This is a genomic window from Mycobacterium sp. 852002-51971_SCH5477799-a (assembly GCF_001667145.1).
Classification (GTDB): Bacteria; Actinomycetota; Actinomycetes; order Mycobacteriales; family Mycobacteriaceae; genus Mycobacterium.
On the sequence record NZ_LZIF01000106.1, the window covers coordinates 91,956 to 112,904 of the forward strand.

The 20,949-nt window shown below is 68.1% G+C and carries 10 protein-coding genes; 5 read left to right on the forward strand and 5 right to left on the reverse strand.

The features are described 5' to 3' along the window. The first annotated feature begins 8 nt into the window (after nucleotides 1–8). The 5 genes from A5753_RS16165 to A5753_RS16185 all read left to right on the forward strand — a co-directional run bounded on the left by A5753_RS16165 (nucleotide 9) and on the right by A5753_RS16185 (nucleotide 9,628). Nucleotides 9–3,335, forward strand: coding sequence for an arabinosyltransferase domain-containing protein (locus tag A5753_RS16165; protein ID WP_067130018.1), 3,327 nt, complete (start codon nucleotides 9–11; stop codon nucleotides 3,333–3,335). Then, nucleotides 3,332–6,559: an arabinosyltransferase domain-containing protein gene (locus tag A5753_RS16170; RefSeq protein ID WP_067130021.1), complete on the forward strand. Its 3,228-nt coding sequence runs from the start codon at nucleotides 3,332–3,334 to the stop codon at nucleotides 6,557–6,559. The genes A5753_RS16165 and A5753_RS16170 overlap by 4 nt, the downstream gene beginning before the upstream one ends. A 174-nt stretch (nucleotides 6,560–6,733) precedes the next feature. After that, nucleotides 6,734–7,249 carry a hypothetical protein gene (locus A5753_RS16175; RefSeq protein ID WP_067130024.1) on the forward strand — a complete coding sequence of 172 codons (516 nt, stop codon included), beginning with the start codon at nucleotides 6,734–6,736 and terminating at the stop codon, nucleotides 7,247–7,249. 84 nt (nucleotides 7,250–7,333) lie between these two features. After that, nucleotides 7,334–7,807, forward strand: a complete 474-nt coding sequence (locus A5753_RS16180; RefSeq protein WP_197694719.1) for an FHA domain-containing protein — start codon at nucleotides 7,334–7,336, stop codon at nucleotides 7,805–7,807. A 39-nt stretch (nucleotides 7,808–7,846) separates the two neighbouring features. Further along, nucleotides 7,847–9,628 carry an acyl-CoA dehydrogenase family protein gene (locus A5753_RS16185; RefSeq protein ID WP_067130027.1) on the forward strand — a complete coding sequence of 594 codons (1,782 nt, stop codon included), beginning with the start codon at nucleotides 7,847–7,849 and terminating at the stop codon, nucleotides 9,626–9,628. Here the strand turns inward: A5753_RS16185 and A5753_RS16190 are convergent. The 5 genes from A5753_RS16190 to A5753_RS16210 form a co-directional block, all read right to left on the reverse strand. Further along, nucleotides 9,625–11,199: an acyl-CoA carboxylase subunit beta gene (locus A5753_RS16190; protein ID WP_156656134.1), complete on the reverse strand. Its 1,575-nt coding sequence runs from the start codon at nucleotides 11,197–11,199 to the stop codon at nucleotides 9,625–9,627. The two genes, A5753_RS16185 and A5753_RS16190, sit on opposite strands and share 4 nt — an antisense overlap. 11 nt (nucleotides 11,200–11,210) lie before the next feature. Continuing rightward, nucleotides 11,211–16,559, reverse strand: coding sequence for a polyketide synthase Pks13 (gene pks13, locus A5753_RS16195; RefSeq protein WP_067130033.1), 5,349 nt, complete (start codon nucleotides 16,557–16,559; stop codon nucleotides 11,211–11,213). A gap of 13 nt (nucleotides 16,560–16,572) precedes the next feature. Then, nucleotides 16,573–18,471, reverse strand: a complete 1,899-nt coding sequence (gene fadD32 / locus A5753_RS16200; protein WP_067130037.1) for a long-chain-fatty-acid--AMP ligase FadD32 — start codon at nucleotides 18,469–18,471, stop codon at nucleotides 16,573–16,575. 325 nt (nucleotides 18,472–18,796) lie between these two features. Then, nucleotides 18,797–19,807 carry a cutinase family protein gene (locus tag A5753_RS16205; RefSeq protein WP_067130040.1) on the reverse strand — a complete coding sequence of 337 codons (1,011 nt, stop codon included), beginning with the start codon at nucleotides 19,805–19,807 and terminating at the stop codon, nucleotides 18,797–18,799. Nucleotides 19,808–20,028: 221 nt separating this feature from the next. Then, complete coding sequence (locus A5753_RS16210) at nucleotides 20,029–20,928, reverse strand: esterase family protein (protein WP_067130182.1); 900 nt, start codon at nucleotides 20,926–20,928, stop codon at nucleotides 20,029–20,031. Between the last annotated feature and the right edge of the window lie 21 nt (nucleotides 20,929–20,949).

Below are 20,949 nucleotides of genomic sequence, written 5' to 3' on the forward strand. Positions count from 1 at the left end.
CGAGCCTCGTGCCCCACGACGGTAAAGAGCGATCGCAGCGGACGCCCCGGTCGGTGGCCGCCATCGTGGGGATCGTGGGCCTGCTGCTGTGCCTGTCCGTCCCGCTGCTTCCGGTGAAACAGACCACCGCAACGGTCCTGTGGCCGCAGGGCGACACCGACGGGCACGTCAGCCAGATCACCGCCCCCCTGGTCTCGGGGGCGCCGCGCGCACTGGACATCTCCATTCCCTGCCCGGACATCGCCACCTTGCCCGCCGCCGGCGGGTTGGTCGTCGCGACCCTGCCGCCCGGCGGCATTGACGCCGGGAAGAACGGGCTGTTCGTGCGGGCCAACACCGACGTGGTCGTCGTCGCATTCCGCGACACCGTGGCCACGGTCGCACAACGCTCGGCGGTCGCCGCCGGGGCCTGCAGCGTGCTGCACGTCTGGGCCAACGCCGGCGCGACCGGCGCGGACTTCGTCGGCATACCGGGCGCCTCCGGCGTGCTGCCGGCCGAAAAGAAGCCCCAGGTCGGCGGCGTCTTCACCGACATGAAGGTGCCCGCGGGACCGGGGCTGTCGGCCCGCATCGACATCGACACCCGATTCATCACCGCGCCCACCGTCCTCAAGGAAGTGGTGATGGTCCTGGGCGCGCTGGCGGTGCTGGCGGCGATCGTCGCGCTCGCACTGCTGGACCGCCGCAGCCGAGGCGGCAGCACCCTGCTCAACTGGCGCTCCCCGATCGCCTGGCTCTCCAGATACCGCCCCGGCACGCGCCTGGCCAACTGGCGGCGGGTGGGGATCGCGACCTGGATCGCCGACGCTGGCGTGATCGCGACCCTGCTGCTGTGGCACATCATCGGCGCCACCTCCTCGGACGACGGCTACAACCTGACCATCGCGCGCGTCGCCCCCGGCGCCGGCTACATCGCCAACTACTACCGCTACTTCGGCACCACGGACGCACCCTTCGACTGGTATCTCGGGCTGTTGGCCAAGATGGCGTCGGTGAGCACGGCCGGCGTCTGGATGCGGCTGCCTGCCACGGTCGCCGCAATCGGATGCTGGCTGATCATCAGCCATTGGGTGCTGCGCCGGCTCGGGCCGGGCCGCGGCGGTCTCGCGGCCAACCGGGTGGCGGTCTTCACCGCGGGCGCGGTGTTCGTGGCGGCGTGGCTTCCGTTCAACAACGGCCTGCGGCCCGAACCGCTGATCGCCCTCGGCGTGCTGGTCACCTGGATGCTGATGGAACGTGCAATCGCGCTGCGGCGGCTGGCGCCCGCGGCGGTGGCCGTCATCGTGGCGCTGCTGAGCGCCACGCTCGCACCGCAGGGCCTGATCGCCGTCGCCGCGCTGCTGACCGGGGCGCGGGCCGTCGCCCAGACAATCCGGCGCCGCCGGGCGACCGATGGCCTGATGGCGCCCCTGGCGGTGCTGGCGGCCTCGCTGTCGCTGATCCTGCTGGTGGTGTTCCGCAGTCAGACGCTGGCCACGGTCGGCGAGTCGGCCCGCATCAAGTACAAGGTCGGCCCCACCATCGCCTGGTACCAGGATTGGCTGCGCTACTACTTCCTCACGGTCGAATCCAACCCCGACGGATCGATGGCGCGGCGATTCGCCGTGCTGGTGTTGCTGCTGTGCATGTTCGGGATGTTGGTCACGCTGCTGCGGCGGGGCAGGATCCCGGGCGTCGCCAGCGGCCCGGCCTGGCGGTTGATCGGCACCACCGCATTCGGCCTGCTGTTGTTGACGTTCACGCCGACCAAGTGGGCGGTCCAGTTCGGCGCGTTCGCCGGGCTGGCCGGGGCGCTGGGCGCGGTCACCGCGTTCGCCCTGGCCCGGATCGGCCTGCACAACCGCCGCAACCTGACCCTGTACGTGACGGCGTTGCTGTTCGTGCTCGCGGTGGCGACCTCTGGCGTCAACGGCTGGTTCTACGTCGGCAACTACGGGGTGCCGTGGTACGACATCCAGCCGGTCATCGCCAGCCACCCGGTGACGTCGATGTTCCTGGCGCTGTCGATCGCCACCGGCCTGCTGGCCGCCTGGCAGCACTTCCGGATGGACTACGCCGGGCACACCGAGGTCAAGGACAACCGGCGCAACCGGGTGCTGGCGTCGACCCCGCTCCTGGTGGTCGCGACCATCATGGTCGTCGGCGAAGTCGCCTCGCTGACCAAGGGCGCGGTGTTCCGCTACCCCCTGTACACGACCGGCAAGGCCAACCTCGCCGCGATCACTTCGGGGCTGTCGCCCGCCAGCTGCGCCATGGCCGACGACGTGCTGGCCGAGCCGGACCCCAATGCGGGCATGCTGCAGCCGGTGCCCGGGCAGACGTTCGGGCCGGACGGCCCGCTCGGCGGCGGCAACCCGGTCGGTTTCAAACCCGACGGCGTCGGCGATGACCTGAGGTCGTACCCGGTGGTCACCAAGCCGGGCGTGGTGAACTCCGACGCGTCACCGAACAAGCCCAACGCGGCCATGAGCGACTCCGCGGGCACGGCCGGCGGGAAAGGTCCCGTCGGGGTCAACGGCTCGCGCGTGGCGTTGCCGTTCGGCCTCGACCCGGCCCGCACGCCGGTGATGGGCAGCTACGGCGAGAACTCGCTGGCCGCCACCGCCACCTCGGCCTGGTACCAGCTGCCGCCACGCACCTCCGACCGTCCGGTCGTCGTGGTGTCGGCGTCCGGTGCCATCTGGTCCTACAAGGAGGACGGCACCTTCAACTATGGGCAGTCACTGAAACTGCAGTGGGGCATCGCGCGCCCCGACGGCACCACCCAGCCGCTCTCGGAGGTGCAGCCGATCGACATCGGGCCGGAGCCTGCGTGGCGCAATCTGCGGTTCCCGCTGACCTGGGCGCCGCCCGAGGCGAACGTGGCGCGCATCGTCGCCTACGACCCGAACCTGAGTTCGGATCAGTGGTTCGCGTTCACGCCGCCGCGGGTGCCGGTGCTGCAGACCCTGCAGCAGCTGATGGGCTCGCAGACACCGGTGCTGATGGACATCGCGACCGCCGCGAATTTCCCGTGCCAGCGGCCGTTCTCCGAACACCTCGGCGTTGCCGAACTTCCGCAGTACCGCATCCTGCCCGATCACAAACAAACGGCGTCGTCGTCGAACGGCTGGCAGGCCAGCGAGGCCGGCGGGCCGTTTCTGTTCCTGCAGACGATGCTGCGCACCTCGACGATCGCGACGTACCTGCGCGGCGACTGGTATCGGGACTGGGGCTCCGTCGAGCAGTACGTCCGGTTGGTGCCGGCCGATCAGGCGCCGGACGCCGCAATCGAAGAGGGTGTGATGACAGTGCACGGCTGGAGCCGGCAGGGACCGATTCGAGCACTCCCATGAGCGTCACGGCCGTCGAGAACCGCGAAGACAAGGCGGTCCCCCGTCACGACGTGCGCGTGACGCGCTGGGTCGCGACGATCGCCGGGCTGGTCGGTTTCGTCTTGTCGGTCGCGACGCCGCTGCTGCCCGTCGTACAAACCACCGCGACGCTGAACTGGCCGCAGAACGGGCAGTTGAACAGCGTTACCGCGCCGCTGATTTCGCTCACACCGGTGGACGTGCACGTGACCGTGCCGTGCTCGGTGGTGCACGCCCTGCCACCCGAGGGCGGGGTCGTGCTCAGCACGGCGCCCAAGAAGGGCAAGGACGCCGCGCTCAACGCGCTGTTCGTCGTCGTCAACGGCAAGCGGGTCGACGTCACCGACCGCAACGTGGTGATTGCCAGCGCGGCCCGCGATCAGGTGGAGTCGGCGCAGTGTCAGCGCATCGAGATCACCTCGACCAAGGCGGGCGCCTTCGCCACCTTCGTCGGACTGAATGATCCGGCGGGCAGACCGATCAGCGGCGGCTTCCCCGACCCGAACCTGCGCCCCCAGATCGTTGGGGTGTTCACCGACCTGAGCGGCCCGGCCCCGCCGGGTTTGCAGCTCTCGGCGACCATCGACACCCGGTTCTCCACCACCCCAACGACTTTGAAGCTGGCCGCGATGGTGCTGGCCATCGTGTCCACCATTGTCGCGCTGATCGCCCTGTGGCGACTCGACCAGCTGGACGGTCACCGGATGCGCCGCCTCATTCCGGCGAACTGGCGCACGTTCACCCTGGCCGACGTCACGGTGATCTCCGGCTTCGTGCTGTGGCACGTGATCGGCGCGAACTCCTCGGACGACGGCTACATCCTGGGCATGGCCCGGGTCGCCGACCGCGCCGGCTACATGTCCAACTACTTCCGCTGGTTCGGTAGCCCGGAGGACCCCTTCGGCTGGTACTACAACCTGCTGGCACTGATGACCCATGTCACCGATGCCAGCCTGTGGATGCGGTTGCCGGACTTGATCGCCGGGATCGTGTGCTGGCTGCTGCTCTCCCGTGAGGTGCTGCCGCGGCTGGGGCCCGCGGTTGCCGCGAGCAAGCCGGCGAATTGGGCGGCGGGCATGGTGCTGTTGACGGCCTGGATGCCGTTCGACAACGGTCTGCGTCCGGAGCCGATCATCGCCGTCGGCTCGCTGATCACCTACGTGCTGATCGAACGCTCCATGCGCTACAGCCGGCTCACCCCCGCGGCGCTGGCGGTCATCACCGCGGCGTTCACCCTCGGCGTCCAGCCCACCGGATTGATCGCGGTGGCCGCCCTGGTCGCCGGTGGCCGCCCGATCCTGCGCATCCTGGTCCGCCGTCATCGCCTGGTCGGCACGTTGCCACTGGTGGCGCCGATGCTGGCCGCCGGCACGATCATCCTGACCGTGGTGTTCGCCGATCAAACGCTGTCAACGGTGTTGGAAGCCACCAGGATTCGGACCTCGATCGGGCCCAGCCAGGCTTGGTACACCGAGAACCTGCGCTACTACTACCTGATTCTGCCCACCGTCGACGGGTCGCTGTCGCGCCGCTTCGGGTTCCTGGTCGCAGCGTTGTGTCTCTTCACGACCGTCTTCATCATGTTGCGGCGCAAGCGAATTCCCGGCGTGGCGCGTGGTCCGGCCTGGCGGCTGATGGGCGTCATCTTCGGCACCATGTTCTTCCTGATGTTCACCCCCACCAAGTGGGTGCACCACTTCGGGCTGTTCGCCGCGGTGGGAGCGGCGATGGCCGCGCTGACGACGGTGCTGGTGTCACGCGACATCTTGCGCTGGTCGCGCAATCGCATGGCGTTCCTGGCGGCGCTGTTCTTCGTGCTGGCGCTGTGTTTCGCCACCACGAACGGCTGGTGGTACGTCTCCAGTTACGGCGTCCCGTTCAATAGTTCGATGCCCAAAGCCGGCGGAATCACAATCAGCACAATATTTTTCGCGTTCTTCGCGATTACCGCGCTGTGGGCGATATACCTGCACTTCGCCCCCAGGGATCGCGGCGAAGGACGGCTGGCGCGGGCGCTGACGGCCGCGCCCATCCCCGTCGCGGCCGGCTTCATGGCGCTGGTGTTCATCGCATCGATGGTGGCCGGGATCGTTCGCCAATACCCCACCTACTCCAATGCCTGGGACAACCTGCGTGAGTTCAGTGGGGGCTGCGGGCTGGCCGATGACGTGCTCGTCGAGCCGGACAGCAACGTCGGCTTCATGGCGCCCCTACCCGACAATTACGGCCCGCTCGGGTCGTTGGGTGGTGTCAACCCAACGGGATTCAGTCCCAACGGCGTGCCGGACCGCACCCTGGCCGAATCGGTCAAGGAAACGGCGGTGCCACAGCCCGGTACCGACTACGACTGGGATGCACCCCTGAAGCTGACGACACCGGGCATCAACGGCTCGACGGTTCCGCTGCCGTATGGCCTCGACCCCGCGCGGGTCCCGCTGGCCGGCAGCTACACCACGGGCGCGCAACAGCAGAGCAGGCTGACCTCGGCCTGGTACCAGCTGCCCAAGCTCGACGACGGACACCCGCTGGTGGTGGTGACGGCCGCGGGCACGATCACCGGCAACAGCATCCTGCACCACCACACCACCGGGCAGACCGTGGAGCTGGAATTCGGCAGGCCCGGTCCCGGCGGCGCGGTGCAGCCGGCCGGCCGTCTGGTCCCCTACGACCTGTACGGCGAGCAGCCCAAGGTGTGGCGGAACCTGCGCTTCGCGCGCTCCCAGATGCCCGCCGACGCGGTCGCGGTGCGGGTGGTCGCCGAGGACCTGTCCCTGACGCCGGACGACTGGATCGCGCTGACCCCGCCGCGGGTGCCGGAGCTGCGCTCGTTGCAGGAGTACATCGGATCCAAGCGGCCGGTGCTGATGGACTGGGCGGTCGGGCTGGCGTTCCCGTGCCAACAGCCGATGCTGCATTCCAACGGCGTCACCGAGATCCCGGAGTTCCGCATCACCCCCGACTACAACGCCAAGAAACAGGACACCGACACCTGGCAGGACGGCGTCAACGGCGGCCTGCTGGGCATCACCGACCTGTTGCTGCGGGCCCGCGTCATGTCGACATACCTGTCCCACGACTGGGGCCGGGACTGGGGATCGCTGCGCAAATTCGACACCATCGCCGACGCACACCCGGCGCAGCTCGACCTGGGCACCGCCACCCGTACCGGCTGGTGGTCGCCCGGACCGATTCGCATCAAGCCGTAGCGAGCGAACGAGTACGGCGTCGCGAATGGCTTTGCGTCGTCATTATTCATTGGTTGAATAGTGCGCGTGAATTAACGTAAGAGTAATTACTTTTCAGGGTTTACCGGCGCCATTTTCGGGTGAATACTAATTCCGCTGTGATCTATTTCACACCACGGAAAAGGGTGGGCCCAAATGCACACGCTGACACGCCTGGGAACCTGCACGGTCGCGGCCACGCTGCTGATCGCCCCGGCCTCGAGTTTGGCCATCGGGACCGCGGCCGCCGAGGGCGGCGGCACCACCGTCGTGTTCGACAATTACTTGCGGCGTTGCGATTTCAGCAAGGTCGCCATTGCCCCCAAGGTGCCCGGTCCGATGCTCGGCACCGGGTCGGCAATCGTCCGCACCAGCGAGAACCGGGCTGTCGCCGAGGTGCATCTGGCCGATGGGCCCGAGCCGGGCATGCATTACGACGTCGGCCTCATCGAAGAACCGCGCCCGTCGTCGTCGACGTGTGGACCCGGGGACCCGGGAACCGCCTTCACGGGCATGGATCTCGACGGCGCGGGAAACGGAACGGCCACCGTCATCGACACCATTCGCCCGGGCACGACCGGTGTATGGCTCATTATCGAGCGGCCCAATCCGAACTCACAAAACCCGGGCGAGTTCTACACGTCGGAGTTCCTGGTGCCGGTGCGCGCGTAACACCGCCGACACGCTCCGGTCACAACCGCGCCGGACGAAACAGGGACTTCGGTCCCTATCTTGACGCTCGCGGCAAATGTTGCGATGGAGGTATCGACGGCGCGAGAGGAAACGGTGTCGGCGCCATACGAGGAGACAAGACAGCAACCAATCCCGCCGGGTGAAGCCACCGGCGACATCGGTTCGGTACTGCCTGCAGACCCGCGCGCCGAAATCGACACATCGTCGGCCGTCGCCGAAGCGGCGACGCTGCCCCGCGGCTCGGCCATGCTCGTGGTGAAGCGGGGTCCCAACGTGGGGGCGAAGTTCGAGCTGAACCAGCCGGTGACGAACGTGGGCCGGCACCCGGCCAGCGACATCTTTCTCGACGACATCACCGTCAGCCGCAGGCACGCCGAATTCCACGCCGCGAACGGCGAATTCCGCGTCGTCGATCTCGGCAGCCTGAACGGCACCTACCTCAACCGCGTCGCCGTCGACTCTGCGGTGCTGACCAACGGTGACGTGCTCCAGGTCGGCAATTTCCGGCTGATCTTCCTCAGCGCCCCGGGCGGATGACACGAGGAGACGATCTGCCCGGCGCGTAGCGTCTGACCCATGAGCGACTACGCCGTTGAAGCGGTGGACCGACTGCCGTTTGCCACCGCCGAGAAATCCCAGCGCTACGCGACGGAGAACTACAGCGGAGCCGTCGGGCTCAATTGGTACCTCACCGATCCGACGCTGCGGTTCACCATGGCCTACTACCTGGAGCCCGAGGAATTGGAACTGGCCGAACGCCACCTGATGCGCATCGGCGAACTGATGGGCGGCCCGGTGGCCCGGTGGGCCGAAGAGACGGATCGCAACCCACCGCAGCTGCAGCGCTACGACCGGTGGGGTCACGACATCAGCGAGGTGGTGATGCCGTCCTCCTTCACGCAGTCCAAGCGGGCAGTCCTGGACGCTCAGCAGGCGCTGCGAACCGAGGCCCGCTCGGCGAAGATCAGCTCGTCGCTGCCCATGTTCGCGTCGAATTACCTTCTCAACCAAGCCGATATCGGCATGGGTTGCGCGTTGGGCACCGGCGGCGGCATGGTGCAGTCGCTGGTGGCCGCCTACGCGCCACCCGATGTGGCCGAGCACGTGCTGGCCAGATTCGCCTCGGGCGAGTGGGCCGGCGAGACGGCGCAGCTGCTGACCGAACGCACCGGCGGCTCCGATCTGGGCGCGCTGGAGACCACCGCGACCCGCCACGGCGACGCGTGGTTGTTGAACGGCTTCAAGTGGTTCGCATCCAACTGCGCCGGGGAGGCGTTCGTCGTCCTGGCGAAACCCGAAGGTGCGCCGGATACTTCGCGAGGCGTCGCCAACTTCCTGGTGCTGCGGACCCGCCGCGACGGCTCGCGCAACGGGGTCCGCGTCCGGCGGCTGAAGGACAAGCTGGGCACCCGCTCGGTGGCCTCGGGTGAGGTCGAATTCGTCGACGCCGAAGCGTTTTTGCTGTCCGGTGAGCCCACCGACGCCGCCGCCGGTCCGTCGGACGGCAAGGGGCTGGGACGCATGATGGAGCTGACCAACGCCGCCCGCCTGGGCATCGCCTTGTTCGGGCTCGGTAATGCGCGACGCGCGCTGGTCGAATCGCTGTGTTACGCCCGGCAACGCCGGGCGTTCGGCGGCGCGCTCATCGACAAGCCGCTGATGCGACGCAAACTCGCCGAGATGATCGTCGATGTCGAGGCCGCGCAGGCGTTGGTGTTCGACGGCACCGGCGCCACCAACCACCGTCAGCCGCGCAGCATGCGTCAACGCATCGCCGTGCCGGTCACCAAGCTCAAGGTGTGCAGGCTGGGGATCACCGCGGCCTCGGATGCGATCGAAATCCACGGCGGCAACGGCTATATCGAAACCTGGCCGGTGGCGCGGCTGCTGCGCGACGCGCAGGTGAACACCATCTGGGAGGGTCCGGACAACATTCTGTGTCTGGATGTGCGACGCGGAATCGAGCAGACCCGCGCGCACGAGACGCTGTTGGCCCGGCTGCGCGATGCGGTCTCGGTAGCCGATGACGGCGAAGCCACCCGGCTGGTCGCGGGCCGCATCGAGGACCTCGACGCGGCGATCACCGCGTGGACCAAGCTCGACAGGCAGCTGGCCGAGGCGCGGCTGTTTGCGCTGACCCGATTCATGGGTGACGTCTATGCCGGTGCGTTGCTCATCGAGCAGGCAGCCTGGGAGCGCGCCACCCGCGGTGGTGAGCGCAAGGCGCTTGTCGCGCGGCTGTACACGCAGCGCTACCTCGCCGATCGCGGGGCGCTGCGCGGTATCGATGCCGACTCCGACGAGGCGCTGGAGCATTTCGACGAACTGGCGGACGGCGCGCTACGGCTCGAGGACTAGATCGGGATGAGGCCGTGCTTCCGCGCCGTGCGGAACCACAGTTGCTTTTCCCGCAGCAGCTTCATCGACTTGCGCAACAGCAGCCTGGTCTGGTGCGGGTCGATGACGGCATCGATGAAGCCGCGCTCGGCGGCGGTCCACGGGATCGCCATGTTCAGGTTGTAGCCCTCGATAAAGTCCTTCTTGATCTGCTGCGCCTCGGGCGTGGTCGGGTCGGGGAACCGCTTCATCAGCAGCTGCGCGGCCCCCTCGGCGCCGATCACCGCGATGCGCGCGGTCGGCCAGGCGAAGTTGAAGTCGGCGGTCAGCTGCCTGGACCCCATGACGGCGTAGGCGCCGCCGTATGACTTGCGGACGGTGATCGTCACCTTCGGCACGTCGGCCTCCACGACCGAGTACAGGAACCGGCCGCCGCGCTTGATGATGCCGTTCTTCTCCTGCTCGGCGCCGGGCAGGAAGCCCGGTGTGTCCACCACGAAGACCAGCGGGATGTTGAACGCGTCGCAGAACCGGATGAAGCGCGCCGCCTTGTCGGAGGCCTCGTTGTCGATCGATCCCGACAGGTGCATGGGCTGGTTGGCGATCACCCCCACCGGGCGTCCGTCGACCCGGGCGTACCCAGTGATGATGGCCGGCCCGTGCTGGGCGGCGACCTCGAGAAAGTCACCGTCGTCGAAGATCCGCAACAGGATCTCGTGCATGTCGTAGGCCATGTTGTCCGAGTCCGGCACGATCGTGTCGAGCTCCAGATCGGTCGGGGTCGTCTCCGGCTCCAGGCCCGGGTTGACGATCGGCGGCTCGCTGACGGCGCTCGACGGCAGGAACGACAGGAAGTCACGAACGTACTGGAACGCCTCGGCCTCGGAGTTCACCACCTGGTGGATGTTGCCGTAGCGGGCCTGCGCGTCCGAGCCGCCGAGCTCGTCGAGGGTGACGTCCTCGCCGGTGACTTCCCGGATCACATCGGGGCCGGTGACGAAGAAGTAGCCCTGGTCGCGCACCGAGACCAGCAGGTCGTCCTGGATCGGCGAATACACCGCTCCCCCAGCGCATTTGCCGAAGATGAGGGAGATCTGCGGCACCAGCCCGGACAGCGCCTCGTGGCGGCGGCCCAGCTCGGCATACCAGGCCAGCGAGGTGACCGCGTCCTGGATGCGGGCGCCACCCGAGTCCTGGATGCCGATGATCGGGCAGCCGACCATCGCACACCACTCCATCAGGCGAGCGACCTTGCGGCCGAACATCTCGCCGACCGTGCCCTGGAACACGGTCTGGTCGTGGGAGAACACCCCGACCGGACGGCCGTCGATCATGGCGTGGCCGGTGATGCAGCCGTCACCGTAAAGCGCGTTCGGGTCGTTGGGCGTTTTGGCCAGCGCCCCCACTTCCAGGAAGGTGCCCGGGTCGACCAGAGCGTGCACCCGCGCGCGGGCGCTCGGGATGCCCTTCTTGTCGCGCTTGGCGACGGCCTTCTCACCCCCGGGCTCTTTGGCCAGTTCCAGGCGTGCCCGGAGCTCGGCCAGCTTCTCGGCGGTGGTGTGCTGAATGGGAGCTGCCTCCGGAGCTGGCACGGTCTCCGTCACTACTTGCCCACCTCACTCGTCTGACTGGTTTCGGCCTCCACCTTATTCAGCACGCCGGCGAGGTGAGCACCGACCTTGCCGATGATCGGTTCGTCGATGGCCTGGATGTGCTCGCCACCGATCGGCACGACCTCGAGGTCGGCCACGAACTCGCCCCAGCCGCCGTCGGGCTGGCGAACCGCATATCGCGGCTCGAACTCGATGACGTCATCGTGGTAGCGATCGGCCATGTACAGGGTCACGTGCCCGTCATACGGCTCGATCCGGACGGTCTCGAGCGCCCGGTTGTCCAGGTAGGACGTCCGCTGGTGCTCGACGATGCCGCCCGGAATCTGCACACCGCTCTGCTGCACGATGTCGAGCACGAACTTGACCTGCCCCTCGTCGTCGAGCGCTTCGAGCTGCTCGTAGGGAATCGCGGGGATCTCGACGTTGAAAGTGCGCTCGGCGAACTTCGCGTACCGGTCCCAGCGCTTGCGGGTCTCCTCCTGAGTCTGCGGGATTTCCTCGCCGGCGCGCACGGTGTCGATCATCCCGACGAACCGCACGTCTTCGCCCGCCCGCTTCAGACCGATCGCGCACGCGTAGGCCAGCGCGCCGCCGAGCGACCACCCGGCCAGGATGAACGGCTTGCCCGCGTTCATCTCCAACAGCTTCGGCACGTACTGCGCGGCCCGTTCCTGGACGGTGCCTTCCACGCGCTCGAAGCCGTACATCGGTGTATCCGCCGGCAACCGCTTCAGCAGCGGCTCATAGACCACGGTCGAACCGCCGGCCGGGTGGAACACGAACACGGGTACCTGCGACTCGTGCTGCGGGGCCCGCAAGGTGCGGACGAAGCCGTCGATTTGACCGGCCTCCAAATACTGGCGGACTTTTTCGGCCAGCGCCTCGATGGTCTCCGACGTCTGGACATCCTCGGTGGTGATGGCGCCCTCGGCGCGCTCCGAGAGCCGCTGCGCCATCTTGGCCGCGCTGTCCTCGTCGAGCTTGGGCAGCGGGTTGAAGATGCCGCCCGGCGACTTGCCCGTGACGATCGCCCACGTGGCGAAGGTGACCCGCTCGGCGGCATCACGTGGCGGCACATCGGAATTCAGAGCCTTGGCCACCGCCTCTTGGCTGAGCGCTGCCGCGAGGTCCGGCTTCGCGCCGTTGGTCGCCGCGCCCTTCGGGCCGGACGGATCCGTCGGGGGCGGCGGGATCGTCGCGTCCGACGGCGAAGCCGGCTGAGTCTCGGGCTCGGCCTGCGGGTCCGGTGCTGGTGCGGCGACCGACGCCGGCGTCGCCCCGCTGAGCAGCTGGGCCTGCTCTTTGGCGATCTCCTCGGGCGTCAGCGTCTTCTGGTGCTCGTGCAGCTGCTGGACCTCGTCGCGGTGCTCGACCGCGTACTCGATCAGCTTCTCGACGGCATACAGGTTGGCGTCGCGCACGGCCGTCAACTGAATGGGCGGCATGTCGAAGTCGTATTCGACGCGATTCTTGATCCGCACCGCCATCAGCGAGTCCAGGCCCAGCTCGATCAGCGGCACCTCCCACGGCAGGTCCTCGGGCTCATAACCCATGGCCGCCGAGACGATCATGCCAAGCCGCTCGCCGATGGTCTCACCGGAATCCGGTGTCCACCTGCCGACGCTGGACGGCAGGTAGCGGTTGGTCAGGCTGTCCGAGAGCGTCTCGGCGTCGTCCTCCTCGGCCGGCGCCGCGGGTGCCTCAACCGCGCCGCTCGTGGTGGTGGCGGCGATGGTCGCCCCGGCGCCCACCGCGGTCGGCAACGCGGCCACACTCTGACCGGCCCGCGACACCAGCGCGTCGTAGACCAGGGTGAAGGATTCGTCGATGCGGGCGTGCACCTGCACCGAGGCGCCACCGGGGTGCCGGGTCATCGTGGTCACCAGGCGGGCGCCCGCGCCGGGCACCGCGCGCTGCTCGGACGCCACCAGCTGAGCATCCGAAAGCACCTGCGCCGCAGCGGATCTCACTAGCGCGGCCAGATCAGTCTCGCCGTTGCGCGGTGCGTACTCCCAGACGTGGCGACCGTCCGGCAGCGCGACGTGGGTCCCCGGCATGATCACCGAGCCGTCGCCGGAGAAGTGCACGTCGAGCCAGTGCTCTTTGCGCTTGAACCGGGTTGGCGGGATGTTCGCGTAGTCCTCGGGGCCTTGCGCACGGCTGAACAAGGTGCGGATGTCCAGGTCGTGACCGTGCACGTAGAGCTGCGCCATGGCCGAGATCATCGACTCGACGTCGTCCTGCTTTTTGGCCAGCGTCGGAATCAGTTGGGCGTCATGCAATCCCGCGGCGGCGGTGGTCAGGCCGATCTGCATCAGCGCCACCGGGTTCGGTGCGAGCTCCAGGAAGGTGGTGTGGCCGCTGTCCACGGCGTTGCGCACGCCGTGGGTGAAGTAGACCGAATGCCGCATCCCCTTGACCCAGTAAGCGACATCGTGGACCGGCTCGCCGCCGGGCTTGATGTAGCTGCCCTCGTGCACGGTCGAGAAAATGCCGACGGTCGGGCTCATCGGCTGGATGCCCTGCAGCTCGGCGGAGAACTCGCCGAGCAGCGGGTCCATCTGCGAGGTGTGCCCGGCGCCCTTGGTCTGCAGTTTGCGCGCGAAGCGGCCCTCGGCCTCGGCGCGGGCGACGATCGCGTCGATCTGCTCGGGCGGCCCGCCGATGACGGTCTGACTGGGTGCGGCGTAGACGCACACCTCCAGGCCGGGGAAGTCGCCGAACACCGTCTTGAGCTCGTCGGCGGAGTACTCGACCAAGGCCATCAGCCGGATGTACTCGCCGAACAGCATCGCCTCGCCCTCGCCCATCAGGTGCGAGCGCGACGCGATCACGCGGGCCGCGTCGGCCAGCGACAGTCCACCGGCGAAGTAGGCCGAGGCAGGCTCACCGAGCGACTGGCCAATCACCGCAGCGGGTTTGGCGCCGTGGTGCTTGAGCAGCTCGCCCAGGGCGATCTGGATCGCGAAGATGACGACGTTGCTGGTTTCGATGCCGTATTCGTGGGAGTCATCGAGTATCAGCTCGAGCACCGAGTAACCACGCTCGTCCTGGATCAGCGCATCAACCTTCTCGATCCACTCGGCGAAGACCTCGTTGCGCAGGTACAGGTTTTTGCCCATCTTGCGGTGCTGCGCACCGAAACCCGCCATCGCCCACACCGGACCGCTGGTCACCGGCCCGTCGGTGCTGAACACGTTTGGCCGCTGCTTGCCCTCGGCGATCGCGCGCAGGCCCTTGATGGCCTCTTCGTGGTCGTGGGCCAGCACCACCGCGCGCGAGCGGCCGTGGTTGCGCCGCGACAGCGACCGGCCGATCGATTCCAGCGAGGACGCCTGCCCCTCCGGGGTCTCCATCCAGTCCGCGAGCTCAGCGGCCGCGACCTTCTTGCGCGAGGTCAAAAACGCCGACACCGCGAGCGGGATCAGTGGCTTGGTGGGCTCCGACTCCTCTTGTGCGGCAAGCTCTTCCAGCGCGATCGCTTTGAGGCGCAGCGCCTCGTCGGTCACACCGGGGAGTTCGTACTCCGGCTCCGCGACCTCGGAAGCGTCGGGAATGATGTTGCCGAAGTCGTCGAAGCGCAGCGAGTGGCTCTCGAGCGTCGGCGCCTCGGCCGGTTCTTCGCCCGCGTCGGCGGGCGCGATGACTTGGGCCTCGGGCTCGGCGTCACGCTCGATCACGTCCCGCGGCAAAACCTCCCGCACCACCAGGTGCGCGTTGGCCCCACCGAAGCCGAAGCTGGACACGCCGGCCAGGGCGTAACCGCCGTAGCGAGGCCAATCACTGGCGCTGTCAACGACTTTCAGCCGCATGCCGTCGAAGTCGATGTAGGGGCTGGGGCCGGCGAAGTTGATCGACGGCGGCAGCTTGTCGTGCTGCAGCGCGAGCACCACCTTGGCCAGGCTCGCCGCGCCGGCGGCCGACTCCAGGTGTCCCACATTGGTTTTCACCGCGCCGAGCAGCGCCGGGCGGTCGGCGGGGCGGCCCCGCCCGACGATGCGGCCCAGCGCCTCTGCCTCGATCGGGTCACCCAGGACGGTGCCGGTGCCGTGTGCCTCGATGTAGTCGACGTTGCGGGGATCGATCCCGGCGTCCTTGTACGCCCGGCGCAACACCTCGGCCTGGGCGTCCTGGTTTGGGGCGATCAAACCGTTGGACCGGCCGTCGTGGTTGACGGCGCTGCCGGCGATGACGGCCAGGATCTGATCGCCGTCGCGGCGGGCGTCGTCGACCCGCTTGAGCACGAACATGCCGCCACCCTCGGACCGGGTGTAGCCGTCGGCGTCCGAGGAGAACGACTTGATCCGGCCGTCGGGGGCCAGTACCGCGCCGATCTCGTCGAAACCGAGGGTCACCAAGGGCGTGAGCAGCGCGTTGACGCCACCGGCGACCGCCACGTCGCACTCACCGTTGCGCAGCGCCTGCACCGCCTGATGCGTCGCCACCAGCGAGCTCGAGCAGGCGGTGTCCAGCGCCACCGACGGGCCGCGGAAGTCATAGAAGTAGGACACCCGGTTGGCGATGATCGAACTGGCCGTTCCGGTGATCGCGTAGGGGTGCGCGACCGTGGGGTCCGACACCGCCAGGAATTGGTAGTCGTTGTTGGAGAAGCCGACGTACACACCGACGGCCTCGCCGCGCAGGCTCGACGCCGGGATGCGAGCGTGCTCGAGAGCCTCCCAGGTGAGCTCCAGCGCCATCCGCTGCTGCGGGTCGATGTTGTCGGCCTCGGTCTTGGCGACCGCGAAGAACTCGGAGTCGAAGCCCTTGACGTCCTTCAGGTAGCCGCCCCGGGTGCGAGCGGTGCTGACCCGCTGGGCGATGCGCGGCTCCTCGAGGAACTCCGACCACCGACCCTCGGGCAGATCCGTGATGGCGTCGCGGCCCTCCATCAGCGCCGCCCAGGTCTCGTCCGGGGAGTTCATGTCGCCCGGCAGCCGGGTCGACAGGCCCACGATCGCGATGTCGACGCGCTCGGCCGGGCCGGTACGCGTCCAGTCGGCGCGGTCGAGTTCGTCGTCGGCGACCTCGGGTTCGCCCTCGATGATGCGGGTGGCCAGCGATTCGATGGTCGGGTGCTGGAAGGCGACCGCGACCGACAGGGTCACACCCGTCATGTCCTCGATGTCGGCGGCCATCGCCACGGCGTCGCGCGACGCTAGGCCCAGCTCGACCATCGGCACCGACTCATCGATCTCGTCGGGCGATTTCCCGACGGCACGGCCCACCCAGTTGCGCAGCCACTCGCGCATCTCGGGCACGGTCATGTCGGTCTTTTTGGCGGGCACCTCCCCGCCTGGGCCCGGGGTCTGGTTTTCGGGGTGCTCAGTGTCAGCCATGGTCCTCAGAGATTCAGTCGGTGGAGCTGGCGAAGGCCGTCGGCGAACCGACGCCGCTTCGCAGACTCCCGTCGAGGTAGGCCGCGCGGCAGGCGCGGTGCCCGATCTTGCCGCTGGAGGTACGCGGGATCGTTCCCGACTGCACCAGCAGCAGGTCACGCACGGTGACGCCGTGGCGCACGGCGATCGCGGCCCGGATGTCGTCGGCGATGGGCTGGTAATCCAGCTTGTGCGAACCCGCGGCGCGCTCGGCGACGATCACCAGCTGCTCGGAGCCGTCGTCGGGGTCGTACTTGATGCCGGCGTGCGGGTTGTCGAACACTTCCTTCGGCAACTGGTTGGCCGGCACCGAGAAGGCGGCCACGTAGCCGGTGCGCAGCGCCTTGCTGGCTTCCTGCGCCGAGTACTCGAGGTCCTGCGGGTAGTGGTTGCGGCCATCGATGATGACCAGGTCCTTGATGCGGCCCGCGATGTAGAGGTGGCCCTTGTGGTAGGTGCCGTAGTCACCGGTCTTGACCCACATGCCGTCGTCGGGGGCACCCTCGGCATGCGACTGGCTGATCCGCGACTTGAGGATGTTGCGGAAGACGTCGTTGGTCTCTTCTTCCTTGCCCCAGTAGCCGATGCCCAAGTTGTTCCCATGCAGCCAGATCTCACCGATCTGACCGTCCGGGAGCTCGCTCGCGGTCTCGGGGTCGACGATGACTGCCCACTCGTCGACGCCGATGATGCCGGCGGAGACCTGCGGGACGGCCTTCGGCGAGTCGGCGGGCACCTCGACGAAGCGCTGCTTGTTCAGCTCGTCGCGGTCGACGTGGATGACCGTGGGCGCCTCGTCCATCGGCGTGGTGGAGACGAACAGCGTCGCCTCGGCCAAGCCGTAGGACGGCTTGATTGCGGTCTCCCGCAGACCGTAAGGCGAGAACGCGTCGTAAAACTTGCGCATCGACGCCGGGGACACCGGCTCGCTGCCGTTGAGGATCGCCTTGACGTTGCTCAGGTCCAGCGGCGGCTCACCCTCCTTGGGCACGCCGCGGACCGCCGCATGCTCGAACGCGAAGTTGGGCGCCACGGTGATGACCTCGCAGTCCGGTGCGTCCTCGGGCTTGCGCGCCATCTCGCGGATCCACCGGCCGGGCCGGCGCACGAAGGCCGCCGGCGTCATGAAGGTGAACTTGTGACCGACCACCGGTGACAGCAGCGCGGTGATCAACCCCATGTCGTGGAAGAACGGCAGCCAGGACAGGCCGCGGTCGGCCTCCTTGCCCTCCAGGCCGTTGAGCACCTGCAGCACATTGGTCGGCAGGTTCAGGTGGGTGATCTCCACGCCGGTCGGGGTGCGCGTGGAGCCCGAGGTGTACTGCAGGTAGGCGATGGTGTTCTCGGTGGCCTCAGGCGGGACCCAGGTGGATGCGACCTCGTTGGGTACCGCGTCCACGGCGATGACGCGGGGGCGCTCCTTGGCCGCACGGGCGCGGATGAACTTACGTACGCCCTCGGCGGCCTCGGTGGTGGTCAGGATGGTCGACGGGGTGCAGTCGTCGAGCACGGCGTGCAGGCGGCCGACGTGGCCGGGCTCGCTCGGGTCGAACAACGGCACCGCGATCCGACCGGAGTACAGCACACCGAAGAGCGCGACGAGGTAGTCCAGGTTCTGCGGGCAGAGCACGGCGATGCGGTCGTCGGGCTGGGTGACTTGCTGGAGCCGGGCGCCCACGGCGCGGTTGCGGGCGCTGAATTCCGACCAGGAGATGTCACACTCGACGCCGTCGCGCTCGGTCGAGTAGTCCAGGAACCGGTAGGCGAGCTGGTCGCCGCGAACCCTCGCCCACTTCTCAACGTGCTTGACCAAGTTCGTGTTGTCGGGGAACTTGATCTTTCCATTCACGATGAACGGGTTGTGGTACACCATGCCGCTCTCCTGTCACACCTGTTTTCGGTCGGCTGGGCCGACGCTTTGTTCCTAGGTCGGCTCCGCCGACGGCTTCGTTCCTCAGCCGGCCACGCCGACGGTTACATGTCTAAATCACGCGCCGGACCTCGCACGGCACCCGTTGGGGGAACGCCGGTGATGTGCCAGCCCTAGCCAGCATCCACCCGATTGAGTGCGCGACAAAGGTCCGATAGCTCTTAAATTCCTCTTAATGTTACGGGGCCGCCTACGGCAGACCAAATCACAAGGTACCGCTGATCGCCATCGGCAGCCGCCACCTGACGCCTGTGTCCGGGCGCGCCGATCATCCGTGTTTTGGTTGTGGCGCATTTGCAATCAGACCGTGAGCCCAGTTGAGCGTCCAGTCGGTCGCCGGTGCGCCGTCGATGCTCCAGCACTGCGTCGTCGCGTACAGCGCGTGGACCGGCTGACCGGCTCCGCCGGCCAAGGTGTTCAGCGTGGTCGGCAGGTTGGCGATGCTGAACGCCTCCTCCGGAGCGGCGCAGATCAGGTCGCCCGGCGCGCAGATCTCATTGGTCTTGCCGTTGAGGTCGCCGAAACCGCCCGGGCGCTCCCCGGTCATGGTCAGGCCCATCCCGGAGAGGATGGGCACCTCGTGCAACGTGATTTCGGCGCCCTGCCCCGGCGGGTTGGGCCCAATGTCGTTGCCCACCCCGATCTGGCGACGACCGTCAGCGATCAACGTCACACCCAGTACCAGGTCGTCGTCGACCGGTCCGCGCCCGTTGCCGATATCGCTGGCGATGTCGCCCATGATCACGGCGCCCTGCGAAAAGCCCACCAACACGTAGCTGGTCAACGGGCACTTGGTGTTCATGTCGGTCATCGCCTGCACGGTCGCGCGGGTGCCTTCGGCCCGGCTGGCGTTGTAGGACATCTGTGTGTCGCCACTCAGCGGATTGTGAAACTGGGCGGTGTACGGAGTGGTGTAGGCCTGCACCCGCGACGACGGAAACTGCTCGGTGAGGGTCGCGATCGCCTTGTGCAGCAGCGCGTTGGGGAATTGGACCGGGCTGCCGGGGTCGTCCTGCACCGAGGACTCCCACGTGCCGGGAACGTTGACCAGCAGCACGTCAGGGCAGGACGCGTCCTGAGACGCGGGCCGCGGCTTGTGCGGGTGCGTCGTGGTCGACGACGGGGGCAGAACCCCGGGCGGGACCGCGCTGGGCTCCGAGGAGTGCCCGCGCAACAAGGTCACCGCGGCCAAGATGCCCAACAGGACGACGGCAGCAACCGAAAGTGCGGCGATCCAAGCGAGGGTGCGTTGCCGCTTACGCCGCGCGCTTGTAGCCATGTTCTCCTGCCAGCAGTGTCGATGGATCGCAGCTACGCGGTCCTCCCGACCCCTGCTGCACCCCCTACACGGTACCGGCTCGGCCGGGTGGGCCGGCCGGGCAGCGACCCGCTACACCAATTGGCGCCGACCCGCATCGCCCGGCTGCGCCGCGCTTGCGATCGCCGCTAGCGAATCGCGCCGACCCGCATCGCCCGGCTGCGCCGCGCTTGCGATCGCCGCTAGCGAATCGCGCCGACGATGTCACCCGACATCGCCCCGAGCTGCCCCGACCACGAACCCCAGCCGTTGTCGCCACCGCCGGGGAAGTCGAAGTGGCCGTTGTGGCCCCCATTGCTCCGGTACTGCTGATAGAACTCCCGCGAACTGCCCATCGCCGCGCCGGCCTGGCCGATCATCGCGGCATCGTCGCCGCCCATGTTCGTCGGGCTGTAGACCCAGACGCGGGTGTTGTTCTGCGCCAGCAGCGAGGCGTGCACGTAGGGGTCGTGCCACTTCCACCGGCCCAGCTGCGGGGCCCCCCACATGCCGTTGCCGTCGACGCCGCCGAACTGCTGCAGGCCGGCCAGGATGGCGCCGTTGTAATTGGTGCTCGACGGGTAGAGGAACCCGGACAGCGATCCGGCGAAGCCGAAGCGGTCGGGATGGAAGGCGGCCAGCGCCATCGCGCCGTAGCCGCCTTGCGAGGCGCCGACGGCGCCGTGGCCGCCGGGCGCAAGTCCCTTGTTGGCGGCCAGCCAGTCGGGCAGCTCGCTGGACAGGAAGGTGTCCCACTGCTTGCTGCCGTCCTGCTCCCAGTTGGTGTACATGCTCCACGCGCCGCCGGCCGGGGCCACCACCGAGATGCCCTTGCCGCCGAGCGTGTTCATCGCGTTACCGGCCGTGACCCAGTTGCTCACGTCCGGGGCCGCGTTGAAGGCGTCCAGCAGGTAGACCGCGTGCGGGCCGCCGCCCAGGAAGGCGACCGGAATGTCGCGGCCCATCGCCGCCGACGGAACCATCAGGCTTTCGTAGCCCGCCGCCCTGGCTTTGCCGGTTGCCGCGGTCTGCAACGCGAAAGCCAACCCGACCGCAAGCACGGCTACCCAGAACATCCGGAAAAGCGCCGACATACCCCGCACGACCGTCATGTCCACCCTCCA

Bases quoted from the DNA above. Each gene is read 5' to 3' on its own strand.
- A5753_RS16170 (WP_067130021.1), top strand. From the start codon at position 3,332: ATGAGCGTCACGGCCGTCGAGAACCGCGAAGACAAGGCGGTCCCCCGT.
- A5753_RS16175 (WP_067130024.1), top strand. From the start codon at position 6,734: ATGCACACGCTGACACGCCTGGGAACCTGCACGGTCGCGGCCACGCTG.
- A5753_RS16180 (WP_197694719.1), top strand. From the start codon at position 7,334: ATGGAGGTATCGACGGCGCGAGAGGAAACGGTGTCGGCGCCATACGAG.
- A5753_RS16185 (WP_067130027.1), top strand. From the start codon at position 7,847: ATGAGCGACTACGCCGTTGAAGCGGTGGACCGACTGCCGTTTGCCACC.
- pks13 (WP_067130033.1), bottom strand. From the start codon at position 16,559: ATGGCTGACACTGAGCACCCCGAAAACCAGACCCCGGGCCCAGGCGGG.
- fadD32 (WP_067130037.1), bottom strand. From the start codon at position 18,471: ATGGTGTACCACAACCCGTTCATCGTGAATGGAAAGATCAAGTTCCCC.
- A5753_RS16205 (WP_067130040.1), bottom strand. From the start codon at position 19,807: ATGGCTACAAGCGCGCGGCGTAAGCGGCAACGCACCCTCGCTTGGATC.